The organism is Herbiconiux sp. UC225_62 (assembly GCF_042694625.1).
GTDB lineage: Bacteria > Actinomycetota > Actinomycetes > Actinomycetales > Microbacteriaceae > Herbiconiux.
This window is the reverse complement of record NZ_CP170551.1, coordinates 3,649,759-3,664,086: the sequence shown is the minus strand read 5'-3', so window position 1 is coordinate 3,664,086 and position 14,328 is coordinate 3,649,759. Positions and strand designations below refer to the sequence as shown.

Below are 14,328 nucleotides of genomic sequence, written 5' to 3'. Positions count from 1 at the left end.
CCTCAGCTCGCGTCGGCGCCCGCCGTCGACACGCGCACGCTGCCCGAGTCGGGGGTGACCTTCCAGACGCTGCCGCGGCCGGCGACCCGGAGCGGGCCCTCGCCGACGATCAGCGCGGTGTGCTCGTCGATCGCGACCCCGCCGTCGACGGCGCCGGCTTCGACGGCGGCGATGAGGCGTGAGACCGAGCCCCACTGCACCGCGTGCACGTCGACGGCCAGGTCGATGAGACCGATGCCCTGTTCGACAGTGAGTTGCTCGAGGTCTTCCGAGGCGTCTTCGGTGCCGATCTCGACCGTGTCGATCTTCCAGCCGCCCACGATCGCGTGTTCGGCGGCGATGGCCGCTCCGGCGGAGAAGCCAAGATAAGGAACACCAGATGCGACGAGGCGCCGGATCTCGCCGAAGGAGGGTTCGAGAGACTTGCGGTAGGCCGGAGTGAGTCCGCCCCACACGACGATGCCGTCGGCCTCGGCGAAGACGGCCGGCTGGATCGCGCGCCCTTCCGCCGAGATGACGGCCACGGGATCGATCTTGGCGAGCTGTTCGTAGGCGGTCACGAGTTCGGCGTACTTCTGCGGTCCGTCGCCGTCGCGCACGAGTACGAGGACGAGACGTGCGCCGTCGAGTTTTCCCGCCTGCTCGGCGCGCGCGGTCACCTCGTCGAAGAACGGTCGGTAGACGGCGCCGTCGTCGACGAGCGGCCAGCCGCCGCCGACCAGGTGGATGCTCACGCTTCGTTCTGCACGTCGTTGCTGACCGGCGGGTGGGCCGACCAGGGGAAGACGATCCAGCGATCGGTGACCTTCCAGTGGAAGTCGGGTGCGATCACGGAGCGCGGCTTGAGGAACAGAGTGGCCGACTTCACGGTGATGTCGACTTTTTCGAGCAGCTCGACCACGAGGGCGAGCGTGCGGCCCGAGTCGGCGACGTCGTCGACCAGGAGCACGTTCTTGCCGATGAGCGGCTCGTTGTCGAGCAGCGGGGGCAGGATGATCGGCTCAGGCAGGGTCTCCTCGATGTCGGAGTAGAACTCCACGTTCAAGCTGCCGCAGCTCTTCACGCCCAGTGCGTAGGCGAGTGCACCACCCGGGATGAGGCCGCCGCGGGCGATCGCGATCACGAAGTCGGGTTCGAACCCCGACTCGACGATGTCGCGTGCGAGCGACCGCGAGGCGTCGCCGAACTCGAGCCAGCCGAGAACCTCTCGCTCCGGCGCCGCCGGCGCATCCTCCACAGTGTCTAGGTCGTTCACGCCGGAATTCATGCAGGCAACGCTACCGGATGCCCGGCTGTCGCATCGGTCTCCCGCCCGCGTCGTTCGAGCCTCGCGCCTGGAGCGACGGCGCAGCAGATGGCGATTCCAGCGCGCTCCTCAGCGTTGAACCCGCGACACCCGCCAGCCGGGTGGCCGGAGGGCCGGTGCAGCGAGATCGCCCCAGGCTGCGCGATGCCTCGCGCTGAAACGCGCATCGATCCGGACGCGCTGGGCGCATCGGCACATTGGCTTTCGCGGTTGTCCGCGCCTTCGTCTACCCGTCACCCGGTGCTGGTGGGGGTGCGGTGGTGTGTTGGCGGCCGTGGGGGCTTTGCCAGTTGAGGTGGCGGGGCCGGTCGGGGTGGGGGTGGACGGTCCAGCGGGTTTCGTGTTTGAGGTGGTGGTGGCGGGAGCAGAGGTAGGTGAGGTTGTCGGGGGTGGTGGTGCCGTGGTGGGCCCAGTCGCGGGTGTGGTCGAGTTCGCACCGGTTCGCGCGTCGGCTGCAGCCGGGGAATCGGCAGGTCTGATCGATGGCGGCGAGCACCAACCGCAGCTCGGGCGAGGCACTGTACCGGTCCCGCCCGTCGCCGTCGCCGGCGTCGGAGTGGTCGGCGGCCGGCGTGCCGTCGATGGGCACGCCGCCGGCGGGGGTGCCGGTGGTGTCGGGGTGGTCGGCGGCGGCGCGGCCCCAGTGCCGGGTGATCATGGTGGGTTCCCGGGTTGTGGGGTGGGTGAGGACGCGGAGGAAGGTAGGGGCGGTCGCGGCGATCGCCCGGGCGGTATCGGGGTCGATGGGGCCGTACCCGTGGAGGTCGCCGGGCTGGTCTGAGACGCCGGCGACCGTTGCCGCGGGGATGGTGACGAGCACGTTCGCGGTGATCGACGCGGGCCGGGCCGGGTTGTCGGGGGTGAGGATCAGGCGGGTGAGGGCGTCGGCCCGGCGCTGCAGGTGGGTGCGCGGGTCCGTATCGGACCGTTCGGCGCGCGCGATTTTGTCGACCAGGTCGTCGATCGCGATCGCGTCCACCGCGGGAAGGTAGTGGGTCAGGGTCGCCATTCCGTCACACTCCGGCGACAACCACACGCTCCGTTCCTCCCGGGCCTGCCGGTGACGCACCGTGATCGATTCCGGGTGACAGGTCTCCCGCATCCGGCGTGCCCGCTCGTTGAACCGGTGCGGGGGCAGCACGGCGGCCTCGGCAAGCAGCCAGGTCTCGAACGCCGGGCGCGCCTCCGCGGGGAGGGTGGCGGTGTGGGCGATGAGGTGCCGGGCGTGCAACCCCGACACCCGGCCGTCGGAAAGCGCGGCCAGGGTGGTGGGGTAGTCGTGGACGAGTTGCTCGGCATTGTTGATCATCCCCGCCACGGTCCGCTCCGACCGCAGCGTGGCTGTGGCGATTTCGACGGCGACGAGTTTGCGTTCCCCCTCCCGCACCGCCGACCCACCCGAGACGAGCGCGGCCCGTTCGTCCGCGATCTCCGCCACCGCCGCCAGACACCGCGCCCGACGGGCATCCAGGCGCGCGGTGGCCCGGTCGATGTCGTGGAGCTCATCGATCGCGGCATCCAAGCGCGCATCGAGCTCCTCGGTGCGAACCACGAACAAACCCTTCATGAGATTTATTCAACCACCAGCCACCGACACTGGACCCCGGGAACCCGACGGGCTGCCGCGCGCTCCGCGCTTGCCAACAATGAAACACGGCCGGCTCGAACAAAGCGGGTCGCCGTATTCCCAACCCGCAGCATCCGTCACCGTTCCGAAAACCCGGCCACGACCCATCGTCGGCAAGCGCGCAGCGCGCTGCAGCCCGTCAACAAGAAGTCCCTCCCCCACCACGCCCCCACAAACCACTAGCATCCGTTCATGACTCCGTCGTCGACCAGGCTGCCCGGATTCCGCACCGGCGCGGTCGGGGTCACCGCCTCGCTCATCGGGTTCCTGTTCCTCGTGGAGATCACGAGCGGCATCATCCAGGGCTACTACGTTCCGCTCATCCCCGACCTCGTGCAGCATCTCGGCATCCACGACGCCGACTTCAACTGGTTCGAAGCCGCGCAATTGCTGCTCTCGGCCATCGTCGTGCCGATCCTCGCGAAGCTCGGTGACATGGTGGGCCACAAGCGGATGCTCCTCATCTCGACGGTCCTGACCGCTGCGGCGAGCTGGTGGCTGGTGGCGGCGGGCGACTTCACGAGCTTCCTCATCGCTTGGGCGCTGCAGGGCTTCTACGTGGTCTGGCTTCCACTGGAAGTGGCCCTCATCTTCGACCGCGGTCGCCGCACGGGACGCGCGGCCTCCCAGACCCGCCGCGCCGCAGGCCTGCTCGTGGTGGCACTCGAGGCCGGCGCCATCATCGGAGCCCTCTCCAGCGGCATCCTGTTCGACCTGTTCGGCAAGAACGTGCCGCTCACGATGGCCGTGCCGGCGGTCGCCGTCACCCTGGTGTACTTCGCCATCCTCTTCGGAGTGCCCGAGTCGACTCCGGTTCCTGGTCGCAAACTCGACTTCGTGGGCTTCACCATCCTCACCGTGGGACTCCTCCTCATCACCAGCGGCCTCACCTTCCTCCGCATCAACGGACCGGAGACCTGGTGGGTCTGGCTGCTCGTGGCCGTCGGCGTGCTGGTGTTCGTGCCGTTCGGTCTCTACGAGCTACGGCAGCCCGATCCGGCGATCGACCTCCGCGTCCTCCGGCAGCCGACCATGTGGCCCGTCCAGGTGACCGCGGCACTGATCGGCATCAGCCTGCTCGGTGCCCAGGCCCCCCTCAGCACCTTCGCGGGCACCGACCCGGTCAACGGCTACGGCCTGGGCCTCGGTTCGTCGAGCCGCAGCATCCTGATCGGCGTCTACCTGCTCTCGATGATCATCGGCGCCCTGCTGTTCCCGCTGTTCTCGCGCCGGTCGAGTCCCCGGGTCGCGCTGATCGGCGCGACCTTCCTCGTCGCGCTGGGCTACGCCCTCTTCCTCCCCTTCCACGCCGAGACCTGCCAGGTGTTCGTCAACATGTTCATCGCCGGCATCGGATCGGGCGCCCTGGTCGGAGCGCTCCCCGCCGCGGCCGCGGCCGCCGCTCCCCGGGGCCAGACCGGTATCGCCGCCGGCCTGACCAACACCACGAAGACCATCGGCGGTTCCTTCGCCTCGGCCGTGTTCGGCGTCGTGCTGTTCCAGGGCGCCTCGACGGCGGTCACCGCGACCGCCTCCAGCCTCTCCGGCTACATGACGGTGTGGGCGATCTGCGCCGGCGGCGCGCTCGTGGCGGGCGTGCTGCTGTTCTTCGTGCCGAAGCTCGCGTTCGCCGACGCGACCGTTCCGATCGAACCCGACCCCCTCGAACCCGATCGGATGCCGCAGCCTAAGCGCTGACGCCGTCGGCGCGCTTCACCCGCAGCGGTCCGCGCGCCACCTTGTACGCCGCCGACTGCGCCACGGGTTTGATCACCACGAGGTCGAGGCTGACGTGCGGCGGCAGCTCGAGGGTCGCCACGATGGTGCGCGCCACATCCTCGGCCGAGAGCGGATCGGGGACGTTGTCGTAGACCTTGTCGGCTCGCGCCTGGTCTCCCTTGAAGCGGTTGAGCGAGAACTCCTCGGTCTTCACCATGCCCGGCGCGATCTCCAGCACCCGGATCGGCTCGCCGCTCAGCTCGAGCCGCAAGACCTCGAGCATTGCGTGCACCGCGAACTTCGCGGCGTTGTAGCCGCCACCGCCCTCGTAGGCGATGTGTCCGGCGATCGACGACACCGTCATGATGTCGGCCGATCCCCCTGGCTCGACGGAGGCGCGCAACAGGGGCAGCAGCGCCGCAGTGACCCGCTGCACGGCCAGCACGTTCACGTCGAACATCCCTTGCCAGTCGGCCGGATCGGCAGCCTCGACCGAATCGAGGCCCATCGCGCCGCCCGCGTTGTTCACGAGAGTGCTCACTCCCCCGGTGGCAGCCAGGTGGTCACGCAGCGCGTCGACGTCGGCCTGCTTCGTGAGGTCGGCGACGAAGACCTCGGCACCCGTCTCGGCTGCGAGCTGCTCCAGACGGTCCGCGCGACGCGCCACACCCACGACGTTCCAGCCGTGCTCGCGCAGCAGCCGCACCGTGGCCGCCCCGATCCCCGAACTCGCCCCTGTCACCACTGCGCGCTTCATCCGCATCCTCTCGCCGACCGGGCTCACCCGGTGCCGTCCGTCCCTTCAAAGGTAGTGTGGAACGATGTCCGTCCCGGCCACTCCCGCGGTCGCCCGACCCGCTGCGGGCACCCGGGTGCCGATGTGGGACAACGCGCGCTTCATCGCGATCACGCTCGTGGTGGTGGGTCACGCCATCCTGAAGCTGATCGCCGAATCCGACACCGCGTATGGCGTCTACCTCTTCGTCTACGCCTTCCACGTGCCGGTCTTCGTGGCCGTGGCGGGGTATTTCGCCAAGGCGAACCCGCCCGGCGTCAAGCAGCTGAAGCGCATCGTCACCGACCTCGTGCTGCCCTACCTGATCTTCGAGGCGATCTGGTCGGCCATCCACAGCCTCCGCGCGGGCTGGGTGTCGGTCGACTTCGTGAGCCCGTCGTGGACGCTGTGGTTCCTGCTCGCGCTGATCGTCTGGCGGGTGACCCTCCCCTACCTGGCGCTGCTGCGGTTCCCGTTCCTCATCTCGGTGGTCGTGTCGGTGGCGTGCGGGTACCTGCCCGGCATCGGGGGGACCTTCGCCCTCGACCGCACCCTGGCTCTCCTGCCCTTCTTCGTGCTCGGCTGGAAGCTCCGGCAACTGCCGCTCACCGCGATCTGGCTGCGCGCATCCGCTCGCACCGTGTGGCTCGTTCGGACCGGCGCGATCGCGATCTTCGGCGCCCTGGCGCTCGTCATCGCCCTCGACGTGCCGCTCTGGCGCGACCTGAAGGTGCGCCGTGTGTTCCTCTACGAACAGGCGTACCCCGAATTCGGTTACGACCAGTGGTGGGCGGGCGCACTCCGGCTGGGGGCCATCGCACTCGCCGTGATCCTGATCATCGCGTTCCTCACCCTCGTGCCCCGCCGCACCACCTGGTTCTCCGCGCTGGGCCAGGCCACGATGTACGTCTACCTCCTGCACACCTTCGTGCTCTACCCGATCCGGGAGTCCGGGATGCTCGACGGCCCGCAGTCCGACCTGCTGCTGGTGGCGATGATCCTGTTCAGCATCCTCATCGCCGTGGTGCTCTCGCAGCCCTTCGTGCGACGCATCTTCCGACCCCTGGTCGAGCCCCGGGCGCGATGGTTGTTCGCCGACCGCGGGCGCACGTGAATCGTCCTCGTTACGCCGGATGTCGCGCTCATTGACCCGGTTCCCCGCCCGTCCTTAGGCTTCCAGCAGTCCCATCCCCCGTCTTTGAGGAAGAAGTCATGAGCGACAACGCTGCGAACTGGAAGTTCGAGACCAAGCAGATCCACACCGGCGCTCAGCCCGACCCGGTGACCAACGCCCGTGCGACGCCGATCTACCAGACCACGTCGTACGTGTTCAACGACTCGCAGCACGCGCAGAACCTGTTCGCGCTGGCCGAGTTCGGCAACATCTACACCCGCATCCACAACCCCACGCAGAACGTCGTCGAAGAGCGCGTCGCGGCCCTCGAAGGCGGAACAGCAGCGCTGCTGGTCGCCTCCGGTCAGGCCGCGGAGACCTTCGCCGTGCTGAACATCGCCGAGGCGGGCGACCACATCGTCTCCTCCTCGTCGATCTACGGCGGCACCTACAACCTCTTCAAGTACACGCTCGCGAAGCTCGGCATCGAGACCACCTTCGTGGAGAACCAGGACGACGCCGAGGAGTGGCGCCGCGCGGTGCGTCCCAACACGAAGCTGTTCTTCGCCGAGACCATCGGCAACCCGAAGATCAACATCCTCGACATCTCACTGGTGGCGGATGTCGCCCACGAGGCCGGCGTGCCGCTGATCGTCGACAACACGATCGCGACCCCGTACCTCATCCGCCCGTTCGAGCACGGTGCCGACATCGTCGTGCACTCCGCCACGAAGTTCCTCGGCGGCCACGGCACCATCATCGGCGGCGTCGTCGTCGACGGCGGGAAGTTCGAGTGGTCGAAGAACGTGGAGAAGTTCCCCGGACTCACCGAGCCCGACCCCTCGTACCACGGGGTGAGCTACACCGGTGCCCTCGGCGACGGCATCGCCTACATCATCAAGGCGCGCGTGCAGCTGCTCCGCGACCTGGGTTCGGCGATCGCGCCCGCCAGCGCCTGGCAGCTCATCCAGGGCATCGAGACGCTCTCCCTCCGGGTCGAGCGTCACGTGCAGAACGCGCAGGAGATCGCGGAATGGCTCGACGGCCACCCCGACATCGCCACCGTCTACTACGCGGGCCTGCCCTCCAGCCCCTGGTACGCGGCCGCCAACAAGTACGCCCCCAAGGGGGTCGGCGCCGTGCTCTCCTTCGAGCTCAAGGGCGGCGTGGATGCCGGTCGCACCTTCGTCGACAGCCTCCAGCTGTTCAGCCACCTGGCCAACATCGGCGACGTGCGCTCGCTCGTCATCCACCCGGCGTCGACCACCCACTCCCAGCTCACGCCCGAGCAGCAGCTGACCGCCGGCGTCACGCCCGGTCTGGTGCGGCTCTCGGTGGGTCTGGAGAACATCGACGACCTGAAGGCCGACCTCGAGGCGGGCCTTGCGGCCGCCCGCGAGACGGTGAAGGCGAACGCCGTCTGAGGACCCAGCGGATGGCCCGGGGCGTAACAATGACGCCCCGGGCCATTTGTTCGTCCAGAATCGAAGGACAATGGATTGGCAGACGAACGAAGACACGGTACCGAGCGGGTTCATCACCGAGGCGCAGATCCGGTCGGTGCTCGGAAAGCCTCCGGCATCCGGCGCCTGGCGCGAGGGTGACCCCGTCGGTCGCCGACGATTCGCGAACATCGGCGACTTCTCGTTCGAGAACGGCGGCTCGGTGCCGCACACGCACATCGCCTACGAGACGTACGGCACGCTCTCCCCGGAGCGCGACAACGCGATCCTGGTGCTGCACGCGCTCACCGGCGACAGCAACCTGAACCACCCGGCCGAGCCCGGGCATCCGACCGACGGCTGGTGGCCAGGCCTCGTCGGCCCCGGCCTCCCGATCGACACCGACCGCTGGTTCGTGGTGGCCCCCAACATGCTGGGAAGCTGCCAGGGCAGCACCGGCCCCTCCTCGATGGCACCCGACGGCACCGAATGGGGCGCCCGCTTCCCGTACACCACCATCTCCGACCAGGTGCGCGCCCAGCACGGCCTGGCGGAGACGCTCGGCATCGACCGCTGGTTCGCGGTGGTCGGCGGCTCCATGGGCGGCATGCAGGTGCTCGAATGGGGCGCCCGCTACCCCGAGGAGGTCGCGCGGATGGCCGTCATCGCGGCGCCCGCCACCAGCTCGGCCGACCAGATCGCGCTGAACTCCGTGCAGATCCAGGCGATCCGGGCCGATCCACTCTTCCACGGCGGCGAGTACTACGACGCCCCCGACGGCGAGGGACCGCACCAGGGCCTCGCCCTCGCCCGCAGGATGGCGCTGCTCAACTACCGCAGCCCGTCGGAGCTCAACGACCGCTTCCAGCGCAGCTGGCAGAGCGGCATCAGCCCGCTCGGCGGGGGCGGACGCTTCGCGGTGGAGTCGTACCTCGACTTCCACGGCAACAAGTTCACGCGCCGCTTCGACGCGAACAGTTACATCACCCTCGTCGAGGCCATGAACTCGCACGACATCGGGCGCGGCCGCGCGGGCGTCATCCCGGCGCTCCAGTCGATCACCGCCCGCGCCCTCGTCATCGGCATCGACAGCGACCGGCTCTTCCCGGTGCCCGACCAGGAGTTGATCGCCCGGCACCTGCCCAACAACATCGACGGCGACGTGCCGGTGGTGATCGAGTCGAACTTCGGTCACGACGGATTCCTGATCGAATTCGACGTCGTCGGCCGCGAGATCTCTCGGCTGCTTGCGCTCTGATCCGGTCCGCATGAAAAAGCGGCCGGGGAACCGCCTTGCCAACGGTTCCCCGGCCAATTCCCCCCAGGATCTTCTTCGAGGTTAGCGACAGCTGTCGATATTCACGCTCCCCAGTTCAGGGGGTACGCGCTCGCGGTATCATGCACACTGTGTCGCTGCGCCGTCGATGGAGTCCTCGACCCGCCGGTCTCCAGGAGGTCTGATGCCCAGAACGGACCGCGAACGCCGCAAGCTGCTCACCCGTTCCGCGCGCAATCTGGGCATGATGTTCACGGGTGCCGCCGTGCTGACGGTCGCGGTTCCGAACCTCGAACAGGTCGCGGGGTTCGCACCGAGCCTGGTGCTCATGGTGGTCACCGGCGTCGGGTTCTACCTCATCGGCGCATCCCGCTCGCTGCTCTGGCCGGCGGTGACCTATCTGCTGGCTCTGGCGGCACTGGCCGCGTTCCTGCTTCCCGGCACCCCGCCCGTCGACGCCCCGACCGCCAGCGGGATCACCTTCTTCGCGGCGACGGCCGTGCCCTCCCTCATCGCCACGATCGCCACGTCGACCCGCCTGCACCTCCTGGTGCTGGCGGGTTACGTGCCGGTGCTCGTCCTCACGACGCTCGCCACCTGGCCCTCCGGACGGGCGGCCGTGGTCATCCTGGCCCTCGCGGTGGGCTGGATCTCGCTCTTCATCGCGGCGGCCTGGATCTCGGCCAGCCTCCGCCGCGCTTTCGGCGGCATGGCCCGGCTCGGCCGCGCCCACGCCGTGGAGCGCCAGGCCAGCGAGATGGAGGCGCAGCGCCGCCAGGGCGCGCGGCTCCTGCACGACACCGTGCTCGCCACGCTCACGCTGCTCGCCCACTCCGGCATCGGGGTCAACCCGGATGCGCTGCGCAATCAGGCGGGCGAGGATGCGCGCCTGCTCCGCCAGCTCCGACTCGGCGGCACCCCGATGCCCCGCTCCTCGGGCGGGTACACCCTCGAGCCCGTGGAGACCGGCGATCTCGGCCACACGCTCGAGTCGGTCAAGCAGCGCTTCGGTCGGATGGGTCTCCAGGTCGCGTGGCACGGGGCCGGGCAGATCCTCCTCCCGAGCCACGTGCTCGACGCCTTCCTGCTCTCGCTCTCCGAATGCCTCGAGAACGTGCGCCGGCACGCCGAGGTGGGCTCGGCCGACGTCACCATCACGCAGGACGACCTGACCGTGCGCGCCATGGTCACCGACTCGGGCGTCGGTTTCGACCTCGAGGCCGTCGACGTCGGACGGCTGGGGCTGGCCGAGTCGGTGATCGCGCGCATCCGCGACGTCGGCGGCAAAGTGCGCCTGTTCTCCGCGCCCGGGTCGGGGACCACCGTGGTGCTGGAGGTGCCCAAATGAGCGGCACGGGTCGCGGTCGCGCCCGCACGCCCGACGACGGCATGCTCACCCAGCTCGTGCGCGCCCGCCGCATCGGTCCCCGCGCGGTCGACGCGGTGCGGCAGGACATCGAGCGCGACTCGCGGCTGGGCCTCGGCTACCTCGGCGTCGGCGCTGTCATCGTCGGCGCGATGCTGCTCGTGCGGGGCCTGGTGTCCTTCGCCTGGACGTGGGCGGCCAACGACTGGCGGCTGCTGACCCTCGTGGCCTGGCTCATCGTCATCGGCGCCTTCGTGACGGCCGTGCTGATGGCCCGGCGGAGCCGCGGTGTACTCGCCCCCTGGGCCTTCCGTTCCCTGCTCGTGGTCGACGCCGTCGCCCTCGGCATGGACTACACCGCGCTGTTCCTCGCCGACGATCCGGCGAGCTATCTCACCATCGGCATCGGGGTGGGCGCGACGCTGCTGGCCTGCGTGACCTTCCGCCCGCTCGGGTCGGTCTTCGTCTCCACGCTCGCGCTCGCGGTGATCTCTTTGGCCTTCCTGGCCTGGCAGGCGATCGGCGATCCGGATGCCGCGGCCTTCGGCTTCGCACAGCTCGTGCTCACCGTGATGCCCGCCTTCGCCGGCATCGTCATCGTGCGGTCGTTCGGCCAACTGGTGCAGCGCGAACTCGACCGCACCGTGATCGAGAGCACCATCGACGCTCCCCGCTTCGGCCTGGGCCTGCTCGCCTCCGCCGAGCTCGCCCGCCTCGACCTCGCCGCCGAGGAACTGCTGCAGGACGTCGCGACCGGCCGCGTCGACCTCCCGCTCGAGCGCGACCTCGCGTCGACGGCGTCGTCGCTCGCCACCGACCTGCGGCGCACCCTCGTCGCGGGCCGCCGCGAGACCTGGCTGCACCACGCGATCACCGAGTCGGAGTACCTCGCGCCCGCCGTGACCCTGAGCGATCCGGGCGGTCTCGCGGGCTACCTCGAGCCGGTGCAGCGCGACGGGTTGCTGTCGGCCATCTGGCTCATCGTCGACGAATCCGGCCGCTGGAATCCCACCATCGATCTGTCGGTGGACGGTCAGGGTGTTCCGAGCAGATCGACGGCTGACGATAGGATGGGCCTACCGATAGTGATGTCGGTCGGCGGGATACCTCGGCGCCGCATCGACCCGGCTGTCTGGTCGGCTCTTTCCCGTGTCGGTCAGTACTCGGTGGATGCGCGTGCCGGCCGTCTGCGGATCGCTGTCGACGCCCATGTTGTCGTTCCGGATGCCTCACGGTGATCCGGACGAAAGGAGAACAGGTGACGATCACCCGCGAACCGATCCGTCTGGCCATCGTCGACGACCACCGCATGCTGCTCGGTGCCTTGACCGAATGGATTCGCGGAGCCGCCAACGACATCAGCATGGTGGCGGCGGTGACCACCTGGCCCGATCTGCTGACGCATCCGGAGTTCCCGGTCGACGTGGTGCTGCTCGATCTCGATCTGAAGGACAATCTGCCCGTCTCGGTCAAGCTGCGGGCACTCAAGTCCGCCGGTGTGAAGACCGTGTTGATGAGCACCTACTCCGAGCCGGTCGTGGTGCGCGAGGCGATCGCCGCCGGCGCACTCGGCTACCTGGTGAAGAGCGAGGAGGCCGACATGATCGTGGAGGCCATCCGAGCCGCCTCCGCCGGAGACAGCTTCATCTCCACCGAGCTCGACCTCGCCCTCGCCGCCGACGACCTGGAGTCCTCGCCTCGGCTCTCGGCCCAGGAACGCCGTGTGATGGCGCTCTACGGCGGCGGCGAGCCGGTGAAACAGGTGGCGAAGGCTCTCGACATCTCCGAGGAGACGGCCAAGTCGTACCTCAAGCGCATCCGCGAGAAGTACCGGCTGGTGGGCATCGACGTGGGCACCAAGGTGGCCCTGCGCAAGCGCGCCATCCAGGACGGCCTGCTCCCGCGTGACGAGTACTTCGGCAACCAGACCGCCGACACCTTCGAAGACGACGTGCTGCCCAGCTGAGTCCCTGCCCAGCTGAGTCCCTGCCCGGTTGAGTCCCTGCCCGGTTGAGCGGCCCTGGGACGGACCTACGAGTCGCGCCGCTCCAGGGCGGCTTCCAGCCGCTCCACCTTGCCGGTGAGTTCTCCGGTGTGACCGGGCCGGATGTCGGCCTTCAGCACGAGGGAGACGCGCGGGCCGAAGGCCTGCACGGCTTCGGTGGCCCGCTTCACGACGTCGAAGACCTCGTCCCACTCCCCCTCGATCGTGGTGAACATCGAGTCGGTGGAGTTCGGCAGTCCCGAGGCGCGCACCACGGCCACGGCCGCGGCGACCGCGTCATGGACGCTGGCGTCCGGCGACGGTCCCCCGGAAGGTGCTACGGAAAAGGCCACCAGCATCGTCGTCCACCTCTCTCGATGTCTTCCTACTCTGCCACAGCATCATCACGGCGAGCACGAGGAGGCCCACCGTCAAGAGGTTGCGCAGGGTGAGCACCGTGAGCATCAGCGGGTCGAGGCCGAGCACCTCGTCGTAGGCGATCGGATAGATGATCTGGGTGAGCCCCGCCATCACGAAAGCCGTGATCGCGGGCACGAAGAAGCGCCGCCCCTGGGTGACGATGCCGAGGATGATCGGCGCGGAGAGCCACACCATGAACTGCGGCGACCCCACCTTGTTGAAGACGATCAGTGCGGTCACCAGAGCGAGCGCGAGCGGCGGCAGCACCACGGTCGACGCGGCCCCGGAACGCACGACGAAGAAGGCGAGCACGAGGATGGCGGCGACCGCCACCACGAGCAACGGCGTCATCAGCTTGGCGGCGAGTGCGCTCCCCGGCCCGGTCACCTGGAACGTGAGGATCTCGTGGTCGTAGTAGACGCGCGAGTGGTCGCCCGCGAAGGCGAGCCACATCCACAGACTCGAGGCGGGCGACTCGACCTGCATGCCACGGCCGGTCTGCTCGCTCACGAAGCTGAAGGCGTTCATCCCGGCGCCGAAGGCCAGCGCACCGGCGGCGACGCCGACGAGGGTGATCACGGCACCCACGGCCACCCGGAGCCGGCGGCGCATCGCGATGATGCCGGCGGCGATCAGCGCGGCCGGCCACACCTTGACCCAGGTCGCGAGGCCGAGCAGCACTCCGGCCAGCGCCGGACGGTTGCGGATGACGAGAAGACCGGCGATCACGAGATCGACGGTGAAGATGTCGATCCGGCCCACCGACACCGGCCCGAGGAGCAGGAGGAAGGCCAGCCACCACCAGGCAGCCGTGAGCCGGAGCTCGCCGTCGGTGGTTCCCGGCCGGCTGCGGGTGATCAGGAACGCGAAGATGGCCGCGTTCGCGATGGTGACCATGATCATCCAGCCGATGCCGTAGAGGCCGGGGCCGAGCACCATCGAGGCGAGCATCGGCAGGAACGCGAGGATCGGATAGACCCACGGCCCGTCGATCCCGAGCCGGAATCCGTCGAGCGACTGCTGCACCCACGGCAGGTACACGTTCGTGACGTCCCCGAAGGGGAGATTCGGATGGGTCAGGCCCACATACCCGAGCCACAGATGAGTGGCGAGGAATGCGGCCCAGAGGACGACAGGCCTGGCCGCGAGTCGTCGTACGCGTATCAGCACGCGTCGATCCTATTCTGAGCTTTCTGAAAGGACGGTGACGAATGATTCAGGTGCCGCTCCGCGTGCTCTCAGCCACCGAACACTTTCACTTGCTTGACTGTGACCTCAGACCCGAGCCGGAAGACGACC

The 14,328-nt window shown here is 68.9% G+C and carries 13 protein-coding genes; 7 read left to right on the top strand and 6 right to left on the bottom strand.

All coding sequences use genetic code 11. From position 1 onward, the window contains the following. Positions 1-2: 2 nt before the first annotated feature. The 3 genes from ACFJGU_RS17885 to ACFJGU_RS17875 form a co-directional block, all read right to left on the bottom strand. The gene (locus ACFJGU_RS17885) at positions 3-734 is read right to left on the bottom strand and encodes a Type 1 glutamine amidotransferase-like domain-containing protein (RefSeq protein ID WP_382305251.1); all 732 of its coding nucleotides are present in this window, start codon (positions 732-734) and stop codon (positions 3-5) included. Beyond that, complete coding sequence (locus tag ACFJGU_RS17880) at positions 731-1,255, bottom strand: phosphoribosyltransferase (protein ID WP_382305250.1); 525 nt, start codon at positions 1,253-1,255, stop codon at positions 731-733. The genes ACFJGU_RS17885 and ACFJGU_RS17880 overlap by 4 nt, the downstream gene beginning before the upstream one ends. Before the next feature lie 277 nt (positions 1,256-1,532). Beyond that, positions 1,533-2,858, bottom strand: a complete 1,326-nt coding sequence (locus ACFJGU_RS17875; protein ID WP_382305249.1) for a DUF222 domain-containing protein — start codon at positions 2,856-2,858, stop codon at positions 1,533-1,535. 267 nt (positions 2,859-3,125) lie between these two features. Here ACFJGU_RS17875 and ACFJGU_RS17870 point away from each other — a divergent pair, with 267 nt between their 5' ends. After that, the gene (locus ACFJGU_RS17870) at positions 3,126-4,631 is read left to right on the top strand and encodes an MFS transporter (RefSeq protein WP_382305248.1); all 1,506 of its coding nucleotides are present in this window, start codon (positions 3,126-3,128) and stop codon (positions 4,629-4,631) included. Here ACFJGU_RS17870 and ACFJGU_RS17865 read toward each other — a convergent pair. Continuing rightward, positions 4,621-5,409: an SDR family oxidoreductase gene (locus ACFJGU_RS17865; RefSeq protein ID WP_382305247.1), complete on the bottom strand. Its 789-nt coding sequence runs from the start codon at positions 5,407-5,409 to the stop codon at positions 4,621-4,623. The genes ACFJGU_RS17870 and ACFJGU_RS17865 overlap by 11 nt on opposite strands. Positions 5,410-5,473: 64 nt before the next feature. Between ACFJGU_RS17865 and ACFJGU_RS17860 the strand changes: the two genes are divergently transcribed. The 6 genes from ACFJGU_RS17860 to ACFJGU_RS17835 all read left to right on the top strand — a co-directional run bounded on the left by ACFJGU_RS17860 (position 5,474) and on the right by ACFJGU_RS17835 (position 12,591). Further along, positions 5,474-6,541: an acyltransferase family protein gene (locus ACFJGU_RS17860; protein WP_382305245.1), complete on the top strand. Its 1,068-nt coding sequence runs from the start codon at positions 5,474-5,476 to the stop codon at positions 6,539-6,541. A gap of 98 nt (positions 6,542-6,639) precedes the next feature. After that, the gene (locus tag ACFJGU_RS17855) at positions 6,640-7,965 is read left to right on the top strand and encodes a bifunctional o-acetylhomoserine/o-acetylserine sulfhydrylase (RefSeq protein WP_382305242.1); all 1,326 of its coding nucleotides are present in this window, start codon (positions 6,640-6,642) and stop codon (positions 7,963-7,965) included. Between the two features lie 70 nt (positions 7,966-8,035). Then, positions 8,036-9,241: a homoserine O-acetyltransferase gene (locus tag ACFJGU_RS17850; RefSeq protein ID WP_382305241.1), complete on the top strand. Its 1,206-nt coding sequence runs from the start codon at positions 8,036-8,038 to the stop codon at positions 9,239-9,241. Positions 9,242-9,443: 202 nt separating this feature from the next. Then, positions 9,444-10,607: a sensor histidine kinase gene (locus ACFJGU_RS17845; RefSeq protein WP_382305239.1), complete on the top strand. Its 1,164-nt coding sequence runs from the start codon at positions 9,444-9,446 to the stop codon at positions 10,605-10,607. Further along, on the top strand, positions 10,604-11,863 hold the full coding sequence (locus ACFJGU_RS17840) for a hypothetical protein (RefSeq protein ID WP_382305237.1): 1,260 nt from the start codon (positions 10,604-10,606) through the stop codon (positions 11,861-11,863). The genes ACFJGU_RS17845 and ACFJGU_RS17840 overlap by 4 nt, the downstream gene beginning before the upstream one ends. Before the next feature lie 20 nt (positions 11,864-11,883). Next, positions 11,884-12,591, top strand: coding sequence for a response regulator (locus ACFJGU_RS17835; protein WP_382305235.1), 708 nt, complete (start codon positions 11,884-11,886; stop codon positions 12,589-12,591). Positions 12,592-12,656: 65 nt separating this feature from the next. Here the strand turns inward: ACFJGU_RS17835 and ACFJGU_RS17830 are convergent, their stop codons facing one another. Continuing rightward, on the bottom strand, positions 12,657-12,968 hold the full coding sequence (locus ACFJGU_RS17830; RefSeq protein WP_382305232.1) for an MTH1187 family thiamine-binding protein: 312 nt from the start codon (positions 12,966-12,968) through the stop codon (positions 12,657-12,659). Next, positions 12,907-14,199 carry a glycosyltransferase 87 family protein gene (locus ACFJGU_RS17825; RefSeq protein WP_382305231.1) on the bottom strand — a complete coding sequence of 431 codons (1,293 nt, stop codon included), beginning with the start codon at positions 14,197-14,199 and terminating at the stop codon, positions 12,907-12,909. The genes ACFJGU_RS17830 and ACFJGU_RS17825 overlap by 62 nt, the downstream gene beginning before the upstream one ends. Positions 14,200-14,328 lie beyond the last annotated feature (129 nt).

What these genes read in the sequence shown, in the direction of transcription:
- ACFJGU_RS17830 (WP_382305232.1), bottom strand. Translation starts at nt 12,968, where the DNA reads ATGCTGGTGGCCTTTTCCGTAGCACCTTCCGGGGGACCGTCGCCGGAC.
- ACFJGU_RS17865 (WP_382305247.1), bottom strand. Translation starts at nt 5,409, where the DNA reads ATGAAGCGCGCAGTGGTGACAGGGGCGAGTTCGGGGATCGGGGCGGCC.
- ACFJGU_RS17860 (WP_382305245.1), top strand. Translation starts at nt 5,474, where the DNA reads ATGTCCGTCCCGGCCACTCCCGCGGTCGCCCGACCCGCTGCGGGCACC.
- ACFJGU_RS17870 (WP_382305248.1), top strand. Translation starts at nt 3,126, where the DNA reads ATGACTCCGTCGTCGACCAGGCTGCCCGGATTCCGCACCGGCGCGGTC.
- ACFJGU_RS17850 (WP_382305241.1), top strand. Translation starts at nt 8,036, where the DNA reads ATGGATTGGCAGACGAACGAAGACACGGTACCGAGCGGGTTCATCACC.
- ACFJGU_RS17845 (WP_382305239.1), top strand. Translation starts at nt 9,444, where the DNA reads ATGCCCAGAACGGACCGCGAACGCCGCAAGCTGCTCACCCGTTCCGCG.
- ACFJGU_RS17840 (WP_382305237.1), top strand. Translation starts at nt 10,604, where the DNA reads ATGAGCGGCACGGGTCGCGGTCGCGCCCGCACGCCCGACGACGGCATG.
- ACFJGU_RS17855 (WP_382305242.1), top strand. Translation starts at nt 6,640, where the DNA reads ATGAGCGACAACGCTGCGAACTGGAAGTTCGAGACCAAGCAGATCCAC.